The sequence below is a fragment of the Paenibacillus xylanilyticus genome (genome assembly GCF_013359935.1).
In the GTDB taxonomy this organism is placed as follows: Bacteria; Bacillota; Bacilli; order Paenibacillales; family Paenibacillaceae; genus Paenibacillus; species Paenibacillus xylanilyticus.
In genome coordinates, this window is sequence record NZ_JABMCB010000202.1 from 131,089 (window position 1) to 149,471 (window position 18,383).

The following is an 18,383-nucleotide window of genomic DNA, read 5'->3' on the forward strand; positions in this document are numbered from 1 at the left end:
AAACAGACATGTCCATGAGCGAGCCGCTGTTAACTCGAATTGTAAAACAACAACTTCCAGCTGGCGCTGCTGTTGTCACTATACTTAAACCTGTCGAACATCCAGCTATTTATGCAGCAGATCTGACCGGAGACGGGATGCCGGAGATTGCTGCGGTATATAAACTGGATGGAGAATTGACATTGTTCATTTTGAAATTTGTGCAAGGTCAGTGGACGAAGATGTCCGTCACCAAAGGCATGGGATACAATGTAACCTTGCTCACAGCTGCACCTGTGACATCTATTGCAAGAAACAATCTTATCGTTGGCTGGCAGCTCGGTTCAATCTGGTCCAAACTTGCTGTATATGAATGGACGGAGTCAGGGTTAACTGATGTGGCACCAGAAGATCTCTATTTCAGTCATGCCGAGATTATTGATATGCCAGGTCAGCACGGAAGAGATGGAAAAGTAGAGATTGCCCTCTGGACACATGATACAGGGGAGGCTTACCGGGTAGACATCATCCGGTGGCAAAATGGGAAATGGGTACCCGCCACGGATGTGTACATGTATTACTTTCCCAAGGTCGTCCATTACTATGAACAACTAACCCAACAATATCAGGATTACACCTTTTACTGGTACTACCTTGCCGATGCCCAGTACCGAGCCGGTTTATTGCCTGCTGCACTGATGTCGGTTCAGAAAGCGCTAAGCTTCCATGAACCGTATCCATCGCGTGAAGTGCTGTTTGAACTGGAGAAACGAATTAAACAGGGCATGGGAGGCAGTCATGTCCGTGAAACGACGTGGTTATTCCCCATATCGGTAAGAACCGTTAGTGGAACCAAGTGGGGGTATATGGACGCAGAAGGTCGTATCCGACTAGAACCTGTGCTTGATGATGCACGTGATTTTCAGCCAAATGGTCTGGCAGTCGTTGTTAAGGACGGAAATGCAGGCGTTATTAATCTGAATGGGCAGTATGTGGTTCAGCCTGTATACGAATCCATTAATGCGTTCGCAGAAGAACGGGCAATCGTCATAGATTCTCAAGGATTCAAAATGATCAATGAACAAGGTCATGTGCTAACCAAACGGGCGTATCCGTTTATTGCGGATCTGAAGGAGGGGCGTGCGCTTTTCTATGATACTTCCGGAGGTCAGACAGGCGGGGATGTCAGTCGTTACGGCTACCTGGACGCTGCTGGCAATGAGGTGATCCGGGCACAATTCGTATCAGCCTACGATTTCAGTAACGGAAAAGCCGTTGTTCAGATCAAAGACAATGAATTTGCACTCATTGATCGTAATGGGCAGAGACTGGCGACATATCCTTACGTGTATGTGGGTCCTCTCGGAGATGGTTTACTGGCATTTCAGAGGGAAACCTCGGGAAAATACGGGTACCTGGAGGAACGTGGTCAGGTCCACATTGAACCGAAATTTACTTCAGCCTTTCCTTTTAGCGGCGGTCACGCCATTGTGAACACAGCGGAGGGTTACAAGTCGCTCTATGGTGTAATCAATTCGCAGGGAGCATTTGTCATACAACCCGACTACAATGACATTCGAGATCTGGGAGAGCAGCGATTTGCGCTGGGGCAAGCGATCGACCCGGAACAGCCTTACGTAGGCTCTCTGTATGCCATTGCAGATGTCACCGGCAGGAGACTTACGGAATTCCTATATCGTGATGTCAGCAATTATCGAGGAGGCTTAGCTTCTGCATCAGATGGAAGACAGACGGTTCTTTTGGATCTAAGCGGGCGACCTGCACCAGGTTTTCCTCGTGTGGAAGGGTCAGGTACACTCGAAGTTGTGGCACCGGATTTAATCAAGGCGAATGTAGATCAGCGCTTATCCTATGTCAATCGTGCCGGGCAGATCATTTGGCGGCAAAATACGATCGTTCCGCTTCATCCGCCTTACCGTGTACGTGAAGAGAAGTATAAACCGAATCCCGATTACCTCGTCTACTACCCGCAGGTGGAAGGATTAGCCGATCAAGCCGCACAACTAGCACTTAATCTGAAATTGAGGACCTTGTCTCAGGTCAAACCGATACCTGCCGACCAGAAGCTGGACTATAGCTATACCGGTGATTTTGAACTTACGTTCTACCAGCAACAGCTGCTGCAGCTGCAGCTCACGGGATATAACTATCCTTTCGGAGCTGCACATGGCATGCCAACGATGATCTATGCCATTATTAACCTCACTACTGGACAGATGTATGAACTGAAGGACTTATTTAAACCCAATAGTGACTATGTGAAAGTGTTGAGCCAGATTGTGGGGGATCAGATCAAAAATGATCCGCAGTATTCCTATGTATTTCCGGATACCTATGAAGGGATTAGTCCGAATCAGCCCTTTTTTGTCACGGCAGACGCGCTGCATCTATATTTCAATCCTTATGATATTGCTCCTTATGCGGCGGGATTTCCAACGTTTACGATTCCTTTTACTCAGATCAGAGATATCATTAATACCGAGGGCTCGTTTTGGAGAGCGTTTCACGAGCAATCGTAACCCAATCCATTACCTCCGTAACCTAATGCCTACGAATGGTGTTTAGATATGGGAGGGGATTTAGATTGTTTGTGTCCGATTTCACGGCTTCTGCGTAAATATGTCCCTAGATCTTTGCCAGGGTGCTTCTATATAGTGTCGGTTGCGGTTTACTAGGGTCGTGGGTATTTGATCAGATGTTTAGAGACCACATCGTTGCGACATATCATCTGAACAGAACGATATCCATGGGCTATTTGCTCTTGCGGGAGTGATTTACGCCATAGTAGAACAGAGGGTTTTGCAAAGGTATAAGGTGAGCTGAAAAAATCATCGAAATTAGTAAAGAAAGTTTGGAGGAAACATTTTGTACAAAGCAGGTTTTTGGATAAGGCTCGGTGCCAGTATTTTGGATGGTATTATCATTGCATTGCCTTTAATGATTATTGCAGGACTCATTACAGGAAACTTTGATAGTGATGAACCGATCGCCAAAATATTAAGTGCATTGTATTCCATTTTATTGCCAGCATTCTGGTACGGTAGAACCATTGGAAAACGCATCTGCGGAATTCGAATTCGAAAATACGATACACATGAGCCTCCTGGAATTGGAACCATGCTTATGCGAGTAATTGTTGCAGGACTTGTATATGGAATCACATTGGGCATTGGTTTCATCGTAAGTGTGTTCATGGTGGCGATACGTGAAGACAAACGTGCAATACATGATTTTATCGCAGGTACCGAAGTCGTCTGGGACTAAACATGAAAATTCGAGCGAGATCAGGCGCAATATATTCTTTATCATCGGATCCAATCATATCCCTTGTCACAGACCATGGCGGTATTTATGGTCTGTTTTTTTGTGATTTCAGCAGTATAATCACAAACCCGCGTTGTGCTCCTTACGTCCGGAGAACTGCCGGATATGATTGAATACGAGTGGAGCAATTATCCCGGTGGGCCGGAGAAAGAGATCAAAGCCGGATATATTTTGCGATTTAAACGATGTTATTGATCAATACGCACCTCATCTGAAGTAGTACCTGAACGTGCATCCGGACATTGATATGCAGATTCGCACAGCGAGTGGAAGTTATTACGCGTTTCCCTTTATTCAGGGAGATGATAAGCTGCGAACCTATCAAGAGCCGATTATCCGAAAAGACTGGCTGGATGAGCTTCGACTCGATGTACCGACTACGATCGACGAATGGACGGTGCTTCAGGCATTTAAGGATAAGAAGGGAGCCGGGCAGGGATCGGCACGTGGCTCAGGTAAGCATTCATTTAATGAGCATACGCGATCCAATTATTTTGATTTGGAAGTAACAAAAGATGGTATCAATTACCAATATGTCATAAGTAACGTGGCCAGTCAATAACAGGCTGCCTATAAAACATTTGAATTTGAACCGGTTCATGCCAAATTCATTAAAAATGACGTAGGAAAGAATCAAAAGAATATTCGGTATTATAATGGGTGCATATTATATTTGGATAGATTAGATTGGATAGCTGAATTGTGGAGATAATACGATATTAGAGATGTTGTTGTGATTTATATATGGATCACATATTTATCCATATGAAATTGAAAATTTCTCGGGGGTTATAAATCACAAAAGCCACATTTATCCATGTTAAAAGATCGAGAGACGGTATGATTTGAATTGTAGTTGATATAGGAAAGACATATTTATGATGAGTCGTCAAAAACTTTAGTACTGTTTCACAAAACTCGTATTTTGTACATATGTATATCTCCTGCCGGTTCTTTGCTAAGTATTCCTTAAACATCTAAAATAGCGGCCTCTAATGCCAAGAACCTATAGTTATTTATTTTCATACATATTTTTACGTCGAACCGGGTTACGCAACTTATTTCCATTTACATCTTCACCTAAGTCGTGCTCTAGGGTGAGAATGTTAACCTAATATGTATGGCTTCATCATAGCTAGGATCCACCATGAAACCTTCTGGACAGTCTCTGGGGTCATCTACATAAAGATTGATCCGCTTTGCCATAATCCAAAGTTAGCTCAGTTAATTAAATTGTTGCATGAACTCTGTAAAGTCTGAGGCGATATAAATATCCTGAGGATCGGCAGAAGGTATAGTTTCTACATAAATAATACTGGGATGAGGCAAGTTGCTGAAATAAAAGCAAAAGAGGTTACCCTCCTCATCTATAGCAAAAGGAAAATGATTAAGAGGAAGACTGTTCTTTTGCTCATTATATACATCTAATATATCAAGATCATCAAATGCGATGAAGGTTAAGAAGGAAGAAAACATAACTTTCTTTCCATTGATATTCAACGTCCGTTGTACAGGCTCTGCACCGTGATATTTTTGAATAAACTTAATGTATTCTGAAGGAAACTGTATACCCCATTTTTCTTCTACTAGCCTTACTGCACGCATATCAACAGAAGAATACTCCGTGCTCCAGGTATTATTATCGACCATATGCTCTACTCCCTACTTATGATTTAAATTCATTGAATCTATTTAACCCACTTGATGTCATCATCTGACCAGTATGTGCTCCAATCGGGGTCATCCACTTGACTAACCTGAATAATTTCTCCCGTATCATTTCTTCTAACAACATAACCACTATCTTTGTGATAATATACTGTAACCGGTGCATTATTCTGTCCTTTTCTTTGATCAATCCAGTCTACAGTCCCTGCCGGTTCATTTATAGCTTCACTCAGTCGTTGATCATTCCAACCACGTTCAGTAATTTGATCTGCAATACTTTTGCCACCTCTTTTTGTAGGTTCTTGGCTATAGTGAAAGGGCTCTCCAGAATAACTATCTAGCTGAGAATTCATTCCATTTCCATTACTTCCACCCGAATCGGTATGAGGTGAATGATGCTGCCTACCATCGATGGACTTTATTCCAACTTTTCTACCGAAAACGCCAAGGAGCATAGAAGTTGTAATATTTGCAGCATACTCTGCCCCGCCCTCTTGCTTCATTTTATCGAACTCAGCCGCTATTGTCTTCTCTGCCTGTTCGCGGGTATCTCCATTGTCCCAACCATAGTTCCATGTGAAGGCAATTCCGTTCCCTATGTCAGTGATCGTACCAATGGTATTATCATACAAAAGCTCCCCCGTGGTATCCAGAGGATGTTCAATAAAATCTTTGCCTAGTTGGAGGATAGAATCCCCAATTGTAGCTACATTCTCCCCAGCCTGATTAAAGAAGGCATTCACATGTTCCTCGATACTTCGTTTAGGAGGTGGATCATTGGGGCCACATACGAGATCGTTGGTACGGGGTGTACCTGGGTTAGCCTGATACTCTAGTAACGAAGATATATTAACCATAGTTGAATCGGTATCCACAAAGCGATCTCGTATTTGTTCCAAGCGTAGGGATACCATGTGGAGCAGCTCCAGAGTGTTATTCAAGTTTTTCTCCGCATAGCGGTATAGATGGGCAAAACGCTCAGCTGTCTCCCCTTCAAATCCTCCAATCAACGGAGTAAGATGGCTGATTAATTTATCCAGAATTTGCTGCAAGTGCCCGTGTCCTAACTTAAACAGTTCCACCGTATGTGTCATTTGATCCACAGGAATCTGTATCTTTGTCATTGTCTCAACCCTCAATTCTAAATCTATCCTATAGTTTACTCTTTGTTAGATGCTGTTTTTAAGGAGCGATAGTTCTATTTATGTGTAACCTTTTTACTAGAATTTCCAAACGGAGATTATAACAAATTGTAATTAACTCCAATGAATTAAACGAGGACCATAAAAAAGGGACTCTTTTTGGCTCTAGCTTGGTGAGATTAAACTTCGCTAATGTAATATGGTACTTAATAAAGCTTTAAGTGCATGTTATCAATGATTAGATATTCATCTAATCGGTAATCGGACTATGTTCTTGTCCATTCCGGCAATCGGTACAAGTTCTTGTCCTTGGCTCGGGACAAGAACTTGTACCGATAAATTAAAAAAGCCGCTAAAATAGCGGCTTCAATGGGACCATGTTCTTGTTCCTCGACATTTAGGCAAAATAAAGAATAGCATTAAACATCTTGCGATTACTTAATTTTGACGGACGTCCCTATCGTGTGTACTTAGGAACTCTTCAAATTTAATTACCTCTATATGTACTATTTACATTCATCCATGGCAGCGTCAAGAATTTTGTTGTAAACTGAATAACCTCTTTACCACAGGAGTTCCCTTCATGATACTAGTTAGATAACTACCTAATCCGAAATGACACAATGTTCCTGTCCTTTTCGGCACTGGTACAATGTTCTTGTCCTCACAGCGTGAATGATCTTAAACTATCCTGCCCGTTAGCTTAATAAAGGCAACCGATCACTATGTAGGCTACCTCATTTTGTTTATTGAATTATGTTTCCTGTTATCTATCCGATTATCCTTTTATATATATAAAAGCAATCTGTACGTCTGTACATAAAAAAATTAAATCTGTCTGTACATTGACATAAAGTTCCCTACTAAAAAAACACCTCCAAGTTAATTACCATATCTAACGACAAGGTAACCATCACTTGAAGGTGTTTGTACATATCTTAGCGGCGCTCGACGGCTACGCCCCCAAAGACTCCCCACAGGTTTGCAGGGTCATTTAAGTACTTATGTGGAAACCCCAGCTCAATCGCGCTTACCGTGTCGAGCCTTTGCAGTTGTTCCTCCGTAAGCTGCAAATCAAGCATATCCAAATTGCTTTCAAGCTGTCCGGCTTTGCTTGCCCCCAGCAAAATGGATGTAACCGACGATTGTGCTCTTAGCCATGCCAACGCGACATGCGTTGCCGGGGCGTTCACTTCATCTGCTACTTTTTTGACTTCATCCACAATATTAAATACCCGCTCATTCAGCATACCATGGTTAGCCATCATGGTTACCCGCGAGCTCCAGCCTTCGGATTCCTTGCTTTGCTGTTGCAAATCCTCTCTTGAATATTTTCCGGTCAGCAGACCGTTGGCCAGAGGCGACCAGGCAACAACCCCAAGCCCCAGCTCCTGAGCCATCGGAGTGAGCTCTCTTTCCGACGTTCGCTCGATCAGACTGTGTTCATTTTGCAGCGCAACCAGAGGCGACCACCCTCTCAGGTCGGCGATCGTCTGCATCCGCGAAATCTGCCAGGCCGGCGTATCCGATATTCCTACATAAAGCACCTTGCCCGCTCGTACAAGATCATCCATAGCCCGCATCACTTCCTCAACCGGCGTCGTGTTGTCCCAGGAGTGCAAATACAGCAGGTCGATATAATCTGTTTTCATTCGCGACAAACTTGTTTCAACCGAGCGAATCATGCTTTTTCTGTGATTTCCACCTGCATTCGGGTCGCCTTGATGCGTATTCATCGTATATTTCGTGGCAAGCACGATGCGCTTACGACGCTCGCCCAGAATTTCACCCAACATGTTTTCCGAGCTTCCGTTCGTATATCCACTGGCCGTATCAACGAAATTTCCGCCCCGGTCGAGGTAGATGTCCAGCATGTTCCGGGCTTCATCCGCGCCTGCGCCCCATCCCCAATCCGTACCGAAAGTCATGGTGCCAAGAGCAAGCTCCGAGACGCGTAATCCGCTTTTTCCTAAGAAATAGTATTTCATACATGCCTCCTAATAATAGTTATTCATTTTTTCGAACTGGAAATCTTTCATTTTTTATAAGTAAATGATCATCGTTGGATATGCCGCTTTTTACATGAATCACCCCCTTCAAGTAATATCTCTCCACCATGGAACCGATGGTATTTCAGAAGAACCAATCTCAACACTTTCACCTATGCGAGGTACCGCGATGACGACGTTTCTTTCAGCCGCAGCCTTGAGAACACGCTTGATCGGTTCATCCCAGTCATGGAGCGCGAGTGTAAATGCGCCCCAATGAACCGGGAGCAATATGTTGCCTTGAAGTTCAATGTGGGCTTGAACCGTCTCCTCGGGCAGCATATGCAGCGGCCACCACCCACTGTCGTCGTATTGTCCCGCCTCGATTAACGTCAGATCAAAAGGGCCATAATGATCACCAATCTCTTTAAAATGAGGACCGTAGCCGCTATCCCCGCTGTAAAATATCTTTGTATGTTTTCCTTCGATAATCCACGAACACCACAATGTGGAATTTTGCTTGAAAACACCTCGTCCCGAGGCATGCTTTGCCGGGGTACAGCGAAACTTCAGACCTTCAAACCCGGCTTCCTTCCACCAATCAAGCTCCTCAATCTTCTCAGGTGCCACACCCCATCTTTCCAAATGACTGCTGACCCCAAGCGGAACATAAAACGTTCTCACTTTATCTTTTAATCTCCGGATCGACCGGTAATCCAAATGATCATAGTGATCATGTGAGATGAGCACCGCATCAATCTGCGGAAGATCTTCGATTTCAATGGGCAGTTGTTCGCTATAACGTCTGCCGCCAAACCTGTAAGGAGAGGAATAGGGCTCAAATATCGGATCTATCAGTAATAGCCGCCCCTCCAGCTGAATTAACGAAGTAGAGTGCCCGAGCCATGTAACTGCCGCTTTGTTAACATCTTCCTTTGATAAAGGTGTCACGATTCGCTGAATCGGAAGTATTTCTTTCGGCCGTGCCCTGTGATTGCCTTTGATATATTGCCGCAAGATTGGGAGTAAAGCCTTTACGCTATAATCGACACGCGTTTCAACAGGATATTTAAACCTCCCGTTTACGAAGTTTTTGGATGTTAGATATTCCGTTCTTCTCTTACTGGACATAGGTACCCACTCTCGAATGGTTTATTAAAATCAATAAAATTGAATGTTCATTCATTTTACAATTAAAAAAAGAAGGACTCCTATGCTTTGACAGCGTCCCAACTCGATTGAATCAAGTCCTTCACATTTTTATCACTAAATTCAAACTCTCTTCTGTAATATTGTTTGGCAAGCTCGGTAACAGGAGCATAAATCAAAACTAGCATCAGCATGGTATCGTAATCTTTAAGCATATTCTGATCTTTGCCTTCCTCAATCAATTTATAAAAAGGCTGGAACATCATACTGGAATCTTCAAGATACAAATTCTCGACCAGCGGTGAATTGCAAAATTGTTCATAAAAGAGGAATTCATCTTTATGGTTAAGAATGAATTCAATATAGTTGTTCATAATCAGTTCAAATCTTTCCTTGACCGGCGTTGGATGATGGACACCCTGGAACATACTCGAACTAATCTTCTGCTCGACATTCATAAACAGCTTCCTCAGCATGTCCTCCTTGTTTTCGAAGTAAACATAGATCGTTCCTGGTGAAACCTTAGCCCGTTTGGCAATTTTAGACATGGAAATTTCAGAGAAGCCGATCTCGTTCAAAAGCTGTATGGTTGCTTGAACAATAGCTTCATTTTTGTTTTTATCCTTATATCTCATGGTCGAATAATAAACGATCATTCAATTAAAGTCAAATAGCAGCGATAAGGTCAAAAAATATATAGTGAGATAGGAGAGAATTGGCTTAATTAATAATTTTTATATTCGGGGACTGCTACCACGCTATGCTGCCCGTTAGAATTCCTGTAATACGAATATTTGGAATGATGCTCTAGGGAATCCGCTCCAATTTGGGAATCATCGTGAAGGCTTTGAGCTTTTCAAACGTTGGATTGAGGACTTACTTAAAACCCACCAACTGAACAAAATCTTGGTTGGCATGGAACCCACCGGTCACTACTGGTTCAACCTAGCACGCTGGCTCTCCGATCAAGGTTTAGCAGCTGTTCTAGTTAATCCTGATCTTGTCAAAAAGAACAAGGAAAACTGAGATAATACTCCCTCTAAAAGCGATCACAAAGATGCGCTTGTTATTGCGGACTTGATTAAAAATGGGTTCTACTCTCTGTTCGTTTTCATTCCGAGACTTATGAAGAACTACGTATTCTAATGGCTAACCGAGAAACAGTTACCAAGCGCCTCAACAGTGCCGTCAACCGGATTCATCGCTGGGTAGACGTTGTCTTTCCTGAGGCAGGTCTAAGATCCTTACCTGAATCAGTGCAATCGCCACACTCGGACTCTTCCCGTTACCGAGTGAGATCGGTCAATTAACTACGCATCAAGTTCTTGCTGGTTGGAAGCAATATGTGAAGCGCCCATGCTGGAGTGAAGCGCGCTAAGCTGCTTATTTCACTTGCAAAATCCAGTGTGGGCACGACTCAAGCACTCCGACAACTTGAGCAGATTGAGCATGGGCTCCATACTATTCTCGAACCTATTCCTTACGCAAAAACCCTGCTTGAAATACAAGGCATCCACGTAACAAATCTAGCGGGTATACTCGGTGAGGCTGGAGATCTAAGCGGTTATTCACATGGTAATGCGCTATTACGTCACACCGGTTTGAATCTAGCTGAGGCTTAACTGGTTTTACAGAAACCGCATACATCAACCCTGAACGTGTACAACGGATTATGCAGTAGGAGCAGCTTCAATCTCAATTTCCATTCAAACAAAACTAAACAACCAGTCACCGATTGATTATCGACGACTGGCTGCTTTAAACTTTCAAGGTGTTTTGATCCCAGTCTCATAAAAGGGGGATCAGTCTTCAAAAAACTAACCAGGTTTTTAGTACAGTCCTTCCCGGGCGAGCTTGAACTACTTGCCGTTTTTGGCGGAGACAATGTTATAAGCTTTGAGACGTGGGGCGGACAATCAGTTCGTTAATGGTTACGTTAGTCGGCTGCTGGATTGCAAATAGTATCGTTCTGGCAATGTCGCTTGGGTCAAGTTGACTCCATTCCTGGCTGCCCAATTTCTCCAATGCCGGATAAATGGAGTTATCGGTAATGGTATCGTACAGCTCGGTCTCCACCGCACCAGGGGAGATGAGTGTTGTCCGAATATTTTGTGTGGATCCCAATTCGGTTCGCATACCTTCTGTTAAAATCCGTACAGCATGCTTGGTCGCACTATAAATAGAGCTTGAAGGGAAGATGATATGTCCCGCAATGGACGAAAAATTAATGATATGCCCCTCGTTACGTTCTTCCATATGTTTGTACACTGCCGCTATCCCATAGAGGACACCCTTAATGTTCACATCGATCATTCTATCCCATTCGTCGACTTTTAAATTTTTGAAGAACGAAAGAGGCATGACCCCAGCATTATTAATCAAAATGTCGATTTGTCCATAGACTTTAATCGTTTTATCCGCCAATGCTTCCAGATCAACACGCGAAGTGACGTCAGTCACCATGTAGCTGGCTTCACCTCCAGCGTTACGAATTTCTTCTTGCAGCTGCTGCAATCGGTCTTCCCGGCGAGCGGCAAGCATGACTTTAATATTGTGTTGAGCGAGAAGTTTCGCCGTGGCCGCTCCCATTCCGCTGCTTGCACCTGTGATGATTGCTACTTTTGTATTCATGTGTACTTCCCCTTTGTCCTTGTATTAGCCACTCATCGTCGGCTTGATTCCAGGTTATCAATTAGAGTTTAATATAAGTCAAGTCTCAAAAATTAAATAATTTGCATAGGCGAAATCCCCACAAATTCGTGGAATTTTTGATGATACAGACAATAAGTGGAAATAATAGGGAAATAACAACGGAAAATATATTAGAGTTTACTCTAATATAAGCACCAAAAAAGACGCATCTCCATCCGGGAAACGCGCTCCATCTTAGAGTGAAATGTTGCAAACCAACATCTAGGGCAGCATCTTGGCCAATCCTTTTTCCTGCATGTCATAAAGTGCCAGTTTGTAATTGATTTGCTCCAAAGATTTAATTGTTTCCGAGAGGTCCTTCTCCACTTTTTCCTTGTGGATAAGCATCATTTGTTTACGTAATTCTAGGGTGTTCTCGCCTTCTTGGTATAGACCCACATATTTCCTGATCTCGGCAAGTGGCATGCCCGTCGCTCGCAGCGCCAAAATAAAATTCAACCAATCCATACTCTCTTCGTCATACACTCGATTGCCACTCGAATCGCGCTTGACATATGGCAGGATCCCTTCCCGTTCGTAAAATCGAAGAGTATATGGGGTAATTCCGGTTTTCTCCGAAATTTCTTTAATCGTGGACATCGCATTCTCCTCCAGTCATCAAAGTAAACTCTAACCTTTATCCTTCATTCATTTCCATATTTCTGGAATTAACAACCAACTATTAAGGGGATTTCCTAGTTTAATGGCGGATTGAACAAGCTTTTAACTTAGAGTTTACTATATGGACTTAGATGTATTCTATTCAAAATTCGCAGAAAGAGGGTATTGTGTCTACTACATTATCTACCTCCAAAGCTCTCTTAAAATCCTTTTTAAAACTCCTATATGAGCAGAGTTAATTGCAATTTGATTCTAATAGAGGTGTGCTGTTCTGAAAAAAGGTGGAATCTTCTTCTCTTTAACTCAGGATCAATCCCAAAAATAGGCTGAAAATTATGGAGTTAAAGCTAAATTCAATACCAAATTCCCTAACCGAGAAGACTTACAGAACATAACGAAATTAATTACTGAAGGCAGAATTAAACTTCACGCTTCTCTTCCAACAATTCTGCAAATGACTGGCGTATTCGCTTAAATTCATTTGTAGAGATTTTTTTGACATCTGGATATTTCGCTTCAACTAGATCGATCCAATGTACATAGGCAGAGTTTTTGAAGGTATCTACCCAAAACGCAGAGAGTGACTGGTCACTATCGCATTCTTTTTCTTGCAAGGCTAAGATAAAGCTTCTTGTTTCACTTTTAGTCTGATTCCAGAAAGCATCCATCAGTTTAAATCATCAAAATTACGTTAAAAATGGTCTAACAGTAAGATGAACTCTTGTGCGGGAATATCCCCTTTTACACTCACTCTTGTAAACTGACAACATCCATCCCGTAACCAAAAAAAGCACACTAAACCTAAACACAAAACGAAATAATAATTAAGCATCATAGTCCCTTATTACATAGTATCATCCAAATTATTAATCAAAAGAATCAGTATATGTATTTGAGTTCTTGATACGATACTATCCTGCATTCTTCATCGGAAATATGATTTGGTTTTGTTAAGTTTCATTATTTTTTATTGTTCTTTTCCGAAGTAAATTTAGGTTTATTAGTCTTTTCAATAATCATTAAATCGAGTAGCTTTATTAATCTTGTACCTATTCTTACAAGAATTATACAAGCAGCGAGTGTAATAATAATGACTAGTAACCATTCTATAAAAGGAATATAAGAAGTAAATGGTGTGTTTATGTAAACCGGGATAGATTCATCTAATCCTACTGTATTAATAGCAATAACCTCTTTAAAGTAAATTATATATATTTAATAAGAAACTCATTATAACATGAGTAAAGTCACCCTCAAGCTAGCTCAATAATTATCAGATGAAGGCAGACAGCTACTCATCCCCTTACTTGCGTCACACTCTCTTTATCTTCAAATGATTTAATGGACTGTAGACACGTCCGCCCCTTCCTCACTCCAGCATTTTGACAGCGCTCTTTTAGTATCCCTTATTGATACAGGAGCGGGAAAGCCTAACGGCAGATTGATCAAGGAATTAGTAATCCTCAATTTGTACCAGTGACCTTTATATAAATCGCTCCTGTCCTAAGAGTTCATACTTTCTCATGTACTTACGCATGATGTTGCTAATATAAACCTTTCGTTGAAAATGATACGTAGAACAACAGGCAATCTGCGCTATTTCATCATATGAGATATTGTCAGCCAAATTTGTTTCGATGTGATCTATTGCGCTGTTCATCCTCTCTAACCAATCCATCGTTCTCCCTCCCTTCGAGTTAAATATTATCGTAAATAAAAAAGACTTTCCGTGCATTTCCTGCACCAAATTGTCAGCATCATTCGCATCCCCTGAAGATCAATCCCAATAAATCTTGTCTAATTATGTTTTCCCTAGTCACCACTTTAACCTGCCCGTTAGTTGAACAAAAGCAGCCGATCAATCTGATCAGCTGATCTTTTTTAGTTCTATTACACTATCGTTTCCGGTTAGTTTAAACAATTTTTATTTCTTTCCATCTTACCTACTACAATTTGAACGCAGTCTGATTGAATTAAAACATAGTTAGCTTTGTCATTAGTTTTTGGAGTTACGTTCATTGCTCACCTGCTGCTGCACTGTACTTATTTAGCTATTGTTCTCCGTTAGAGCGTAATATAGTAAGTTCCTAGAACAAATTATATGGCCATAAATGCAGAATGAGCCAATCATGGGCGATGGGCTTGGTTGACTTGGCCACCATAGGATCAGGGTATTTACAACGAATCGTATCCTCGGAAGTTCTATTTATAGCAGCGATTTGCTTTATCGTAAAAGTTTTTTTCTGTCTTCCTCCCGTTCCGGCCGGAGATTATTTTGTACAAAATAAATCTTGGAACTGGCTTGGAGTCAAGTCTTTAATCCTTGTGACAAAACTTTATTTTCGCTCCTTGACTTGGAGCCGACTCCAAGTTATAGAATGGGAGCCATCTGGGGAATATATCCCGCGATTAGGAGGAGACATACAATGAACACGAACAAACGAGAAAATATCGCACTGATTACTGGCGCAAGCAATGGGATCGGGTTGGAATTAACACGGAAGTTACTGTTAGAGGGCTGGCAGGTGGTTGCTTTGAACCGATCCGACTTTCCTGCGGATGATATGAGAATCCAAAAAGCCATCAATAGTGGATGGATTCGCATTTATAAAATAGCGGATCTTGCCGATTATGCCAGCTTGAGACGTACTTTGGAAGAGATCAAAGGAAAGGAGCAGCGGATTGACACCTTGTTCAACAATGCCGGCGGAAGCTTTAACGAACTGAGCTATTCGAAACAAGGGCGTGAGAAACATTATGAACTGATGACGATCGTTCCGTATATCATTTTGATGGAATTGAAAGAACTCTTAAAAAACTCTAGCTTGAAAACGGTAGTCAATACCTCATCTGCTGCACTAAACTATGTGAAAGAGTTTAATATCGAAATCCTGGAACGCCCCAAAACCTTCCGCAAACTACTTGGTCCATATGCCACTTCAAAGCTGGCGCTTTCGCTGTGGACACAGGCTATCTCATCGCAGCTTGCTAAAGAAGGCATCAAGATCCGCAGCGTTGACCCGGGTAGCAATAATACGATAAGAAAAGGAAAAAATTCCGGATTACCCATAGTGGTTAAATGGCTAATGAAGCTGTTTTTCTCTCCACCTACCCACGGCGCGAACCAGTTGTATGAGGCGGCCCTCGGTGAACACCGCAATGAAACCGGCGTGTTTTTGCTGAAAGGTAAGACTGCGAAATTAAAATTTATTGATCAATCCCGGAACGTTTTGGAAAGAATTCATGAGATTTACGAACACGAATTTTCTTATTGAGCGTTCCTAGGTTACGAAGGCACACTAAACGGCTAGACCTTTTGATTATGCTCTGTATTCGCAACATGTAGACCCCGATTCGGACCGCGGCAGCCTATCGCCAGGCTGCCGCACTTTCTTTATGAAGCTATCTTTTTCCTTTAGATTTAATGATATTACACCTAACCATTTGTCTCACGATGGATGGTACTATGAGATGGGTGTAACACCTGCTAGGAATAAAAGAGCCCGAGGCAGGATTTGTGCAAAGTATGGTTCCTACACCATATTCGCCAAGGAGAATCCACTATGAGCTCACACATCTTAGTATCTGAGCAAATCGAATCATGCGAGAACTATCGATTCAATCGGTGATTCGTAAGAAGCAAATAAAGTCAAGCTATAGCCAAACAGTGGGAACGAATTAATAAAGGATCCTCCACATACCATAATCTCTGCCCTTCCGTTGCTAATGCTATCCAACGTGGAAAAAGATTGGTATACGCGAACCGGATATCCGAGGAAAGAACGGTAACGACACTCGTGAGCCAAATTTCTCCTCATTCATCCAAATTCTTAAGTATCTTTGTCATTGTCTCATCCCTCAGTTCTAGATTTATCCTATAGATTAATCTATGTTATATGGTGTTTGTGAGGAGCGATGGTTCTATTTATGTGTATCCATTGGCAAGAAAAGTTGATCCATGGTATATTTGAATGTACAAGAAAACCGTTCCTTGGAAAAATGTTGGTGGTACTTCCATTTTACCAAGGAGCGGTTTCTTTTTGTTTTACAATTTTGGAAACAGGGGCTGTCCCGGTCATTTATATGACTTTTGGGACAGCCCCTTTCTTACTTATGAATATCTGTGATTTGAAGCGGTCCGTCGTTCATTATATAGATCGCTTTCGACTTCTCCGCTTCCCGTCCATCCACTGGTTGAGTCATTGCCATAAGTTTCTCCCCAGGTCTTCATGCTATCGATAATTGGTTCCAGCGTACGGCCGAATGCAGTCAGCGAGTATTCGACCTTAGGCGGGACCTGCTGAAAGACCTCGCGATGCACGATGCCATCCTCTTCCAACTGGCGCAACTGCAAAGTCAGCATGCGCTGGGTAATAGTCGGGAAGAGGCGGCGGAATTCACTGGACCGTTTCGGTCCCTCGATCATATGATACAGCAGCATGCCTTTCCACTTTCCTCCGATGATATCCAGCGTAAACTCGACCGGGCAGCTCTCTTCCCCCGGACATTTTCCGTATGTGCTTTTTCTGTCTCTCATGCTTTCTCCTCCTCTTTGAATAATCCAAGTTCAAACTCCTTGATGCAAACAGTATTATTTTTATGCTGTAGGTACATAAAAGTGACTATATAACATTTATGTTCTTATGCCACATGAATGTGCGTACTTAACAAAGCAGATTCTACCATTCTATAATCAGAGTATAACTTAAATAGGAGGAATACAAAATGACAAATATAGCATCCATGAAAGCCGTAGCCTTGAAAGAATATTTACCAATCGACCGTGAAGATAGTCTGATTGACGTGGAACTGGACAGACCCTCGCCGCAAGGAAGGGACATTCTCATCCGTGTCCAAGCCGTCTCTATCAACCCTGTTGACGTGAAAGTCCGCTCGCCGAAAGATCGCAAGGAAGAACAGTATCGCGTGATCGGCTGGGATGCTTCGGGAATCGTTGAAGCTGTCGGTGAAGGTGTGACATTGTTCCAGCCGGGCGATGAGGTCTACTATGCCGGTAGCATCACACGTCCCGGAAGCAATGTGCAATTCCAACTCGTTGACGAACGGATCGTTGGCCACAAGCCGAAAAACCTCGACTGGGCCGAAGCCGCCGCGCTGCCGCTGACGACGATCACCGCCTGGGAGGCGATTTACGATCGCCTTGGCGTATCCAAGAATCCGGAAGACAATGCCGGCAAAAGTATCCTGATCATCGGCGCGGCCGGCGGAGTCGGATCGATCGCCACCCAGCTCGCCAATCTGGCGGGTCTCACCGTCATCGGCACCGCTTCGCGCAAAGATTCGGCCGACTGGGCGCTGAAGCACGGCGCTCACCATATCATCACCCACTATGATGACTTTGCTTCGCAAATCGAGAAGCTTGGACTGGAAGCACCCGAATACATCTTCTGCCTGAACAGCACCGACAAGCACTGGGACAACATCGTGAAGGCACTAGCACCGCAAGGCAACGTCTGCTCAATCGTTGAAACCAAAGGACCGGTCGATTTGACTAAGCTCCAAGACAAAAGCGGCACATTCGCCTGGGAATTCATGTTCACCCGCCCTATGTTCGAGACGAAAGATATGGCTGCTCAGCATGAACTGTTGAACACGGTGGCCAAGCTGGTTGAAGACGGCAAAGTAGTGACCACGCTGACCGAACGCTTGTCTCCATTCAATGCGGCGAATATGCGCGAAGCGCACCGCCGGGTCGAAAGCGGCAGCATGATTGGAAAATTGGTCGTGGAAGGTTTCGATAACTAATCGAAAGCTTTGAAGATGACTTCAAGTTAACTTT

14 protein-coding genes and 2 pseudogenes are annotated in these 18,383 nt (G+C 43.0%); 6 read left to right on the plus strand and 10 right to left on the minus strand.

All coding sequences use genetic code 11. The features are described from left to right. The first annotated feature begins 8 nt into the window (after window positions 1-8). From HP552_RS27430 to HP552_RS27440, 3 genes and pseudogenes are all read left to right on the plus strand, one after another. Window positions 9-2,519 (plus strand): WG repeat-containing protein, encoded by a 2,511-nt coding sequence (locus HP552_RS27430; protein WP_175398551.1) that lies wholly within the window; start codon window positions 9-11, stop codon window positions 2,517-2,519. Between the two features lie 346 nt (window positions 2,520-2,865). After that, window positions 2,866-3,264: an RDD family protein gene (locus HP552_RS27435; protein ID WP_175398552.1), complete on the plus strand. Its 399-nt coding sequence runs from the start codon at window positions 2,866-2,868 to the stop codon at window positions 3,262-3,264. A 135-nt stretch (window positions 3,265-3,399) separates the two neighbouring features. After that, window positions 3,400-3,754: pseudogene (locus tag HP552_RS27440) on the plus strand (extracellular solute-binding protein); the annotation flags it as partial. Between the two features lie 794 nt (window positions 3,755-4,548). On the opposite strand, the gene HP552_RS27445 reads toward HP552_RS27440, so the two are convergent. From HP552_RS27445 to HP552_RS27465, 5 genes are all read right to left on the minus strand, one after another. Continuing rightward, window positions 4,549-4,974, minus strand: a complete 426-nt coding sequence (locus HP552_RS27445; RefSeq protein ID WP_175398553.1) for an SMI1/KNR4 family protein — start codon at window positions 4,972-4,974, stop codon at window positions 4,549-4,551. A gap of 38 nt (window positions 4,975-5,012) precedes the next feature. After that, a complete protein-coding gene (locus tag HP552_RS27450; RefSeq protein ID WP_175398554.1) occupies window positions 5,013-6,116 on the minus strand; it encodes a colicin E5-related ribonuclease in 1,104 nt (367 codons plus the stop codon). 956 nt (window positions 6,117-7,072) lie between these two features. Beyond that, window positions 7,073-8,122, minus strand: a complete 1,050-nt coding sequence (locus HP552_RS27455; protein WP_175398555.1) for an aldo/keto reductase — start codon at window positions 8,120-8,122, stop codon at window positions 7,073-7,075. Between the two features lie 108 nt (window positions 8,123-8,230). Beyond that, complete coding sequence (locus HP552_RS27460) at window positions 8,231-9,253, minus strand: MBL fold metallo-hydrolase (protein ID WP_175398556.1); 1,023 nt, start codon at window positions 9,251-9,253, stop codon at window positions 8,231-8,233. A gap of 80 nt (window positions 9,254-9,333) precedes the next feature. Then, window positions 9,334-9,927: a TetR/AcrR family transcriptional regulator gene (locus tag HP552_RS27465; protein WP_175398557.1), complete on the minus strand. Its 594-nt coding sequence runs from the start codon at window positions 9,925-9,927 to the stop codon at window positions 9,334-9,336. A 211-nt stretch (window positions 9,928-10,138) separates the two neighbouring features. On the opposite strand from HP552_RS27465, the gene HP552_RS35165 reads away from it, so the two are divergent. Continuing rightward, window positions 10,139-10,297, plus strand: coding sequence for an IS110 family transposase (locus HP552_RS35165; RefSeq protein ID WP_312884377.1), 159 nt, complete (start codon window positions 10,139-10,141; stop codon window positions 10,295-10,297). Between the two features lie 861 nt (window positions 10,298-11,158). Here HP552_RS35165 and HP552_RS27475 read toward each other — a convergent pair. From HP552_RS27475 to HP552_RS27485, 3 genes are all read right to left on the minus strand, one after another. Further along, a complete protein-coding gene (locus HP552_RS27475; protein WP_175398558.1) occupies window positions 11,159-11,902 on the minus strand; it encodes an SDR family oxidoreductase in 744 nt (247 codons plus the stop codon). Between the two features lie 282 nt (window positions 11,903-12,184). Further along, window positions 12,185-12,562, minus strand: a complete 378-nt coding sequence (locus HP552_RS27480; protein ID WP_175398559.1) for a MerR family transcriptional regulator — start codon at window positions 12,560-12,562, stop codon at window positions 12,185-12,187. A gap of 440 nt (window positions 12,563-13,002) precedes the next feature. After that, a complete protein-coding gene (locus HP552_RS27485; protein WP_175398560.1) occupies window positions 13,003-13,251 on the minus strand; it encodes a hypothetical protein in 249 nt (82 codons plus the stop codon). A 1,758-nt stretch (window positions 13,252-15,009) separates the two neighbouring features. Between HP552_RS27485 and HP552_RS27490 the strand changes: the two genes are divergently transcribed. Beyond that, on the plus strand, window positions 15,010-15,858 hold the full coding sequence (locus HP552_RS27490) for an SDR family NAD(P)-dependent oxidoreductase (RefSeq protein ID WP_175398561.1): 849 nt from the start codon (window positions 15,010-15,012) through the stop codon (window positions 15,856-15,858). A gap of 375 nt (window positions 15,859-16,233) precedes the next feature. On the opposite strand, the pseudogene HP552_RS35170 reads toward HP552_RS27490, so the two are convergent. Both HP552_RS35170 and HP552_RS27495 read right to left on the minus strand, forming a co-directional pair. Then, window positions 16,234-16,391, minus strand: a pseudogene (locus HP552_RS35170) (LLM class flavin-dependent oxidoreductase); the annotation flags it as partial. 303 nt (window positions 16,392-16,694) lie between these two features. Then, a complete protein-coding gene (locus HP552_RS27495) occupies window positions 16,695-17,120 on the minus strand; it encodes a winged helix-turn-helix transcriptional regulator (protein WP_175398562.1) in 426 nt (141 codons plus the stop codon). 188 nt (window positions 17,121-17,308) lie between these two features. On the opposite strand from HP552_RS27495, the gene HP552_RS27500 reads away from it, so the two are divergent. Beyond that, the gene (locus HP552_RS27500) at window positions 17,309-18,349 is read left to right on the plus strand and encodes a zinc-binding alcohol dehydrogenase family protein (RefSeq protein ID WP_175398563.1); all 1,041 of its coding nucleotides are present in this window, start codon (window positions 17,309-17,311) and stop codon (window positions 18,347-18,349) included. Window positions 18,350-18,383 lie beyond the last annotated feature (34 nt).

Excerpts from the sequence above, each read along its gene's own strand:
- HP552_RS27430 (WP_175398551.1), top strand. The coding sequence starts at position 9 with ATGTCCATGAGCGAGCCGCTGTTAACTCGAATTGTAAAACAACAACTT.
- HP552_RS27445 (WP_175398553.1), bottom strand. The coding sequence starts at position 4,974 with ATGGTCGATAATAATACCTGGAGCACGGAGTATTCTTCTGTTGATATG.
- HP552_RS27450 (WP_175398554.1), bottom strand. The coding sequence starts at position 6,116 with ATGACAAAGATACAGATTCCTGTGGATCAAATGACACATACGGTGGAA.
- HP552_RS27455 (WP_175398555.1), bottom strand. The coding sequence starts at position 8,122 with ATGAAATACTATTTCTTAGGAAAAAGCGGATTACGCGTCTCGGAGCTT.
- HP552_RS27460 (WP_175398556.1), bottom strand. The coding sequence starts at position 9,253 with ATGTCCAGTAAGAGAAGAACGGAATATCTAACATCCAAAAACTTCGTA.
- HP552_RS27465 (WP_175398557.1), bottom strand. The coding sequence starts at position 9,927 with ATGATCGTTTATTATTCGACCATGAGATATAAGGATAAAAACAAAAAT.
- HP552_RS27475 (WP_175398558.1), bottom strand. The coding sequence starts at position 11,902 with ATGAATACAAAAGTAGCAATCATCACAGGTGCAAGCAGCGGAATGGGA.
- HP552_RS27480 (WP_175398559.1), bottom strand. The coding sequence starts at position 12,562 with ATGTCCACGATTAAAGAAATTTCGGAGAAAACCGGAATTACCCCATAT.
- HP552_RS27485 (WP_175398560.1), bottom strand. The coding sequence starts at position 13,251 with ATGGATGCTTTCTGGAATCAGACTAAAAGTGAAACAAGAAGCTTTATC.
- HP552_RS27490 (WP_175398561.1), top strand. The coding sequence starts at position 15,010 with ATGAACACGAACAAACGAGAAAATATCGCACTGATTACTGGCGCAAGC.
- HP552_RS27495 (WP_175398562.1), bottom strand. The coding sequence starts at position 17,120 with ATGAGAGACAGAAAAAGCACATACGGAAAATGTCCGGGGGAAGAGAGC.
- HP552_RS27500 (WP_175398563.1), top strand. The coding sequence starts at position 17,309 with ATGACAAATATAGCATCCATGAAAGCCGTAGCCTTGAAAGAATATTTA.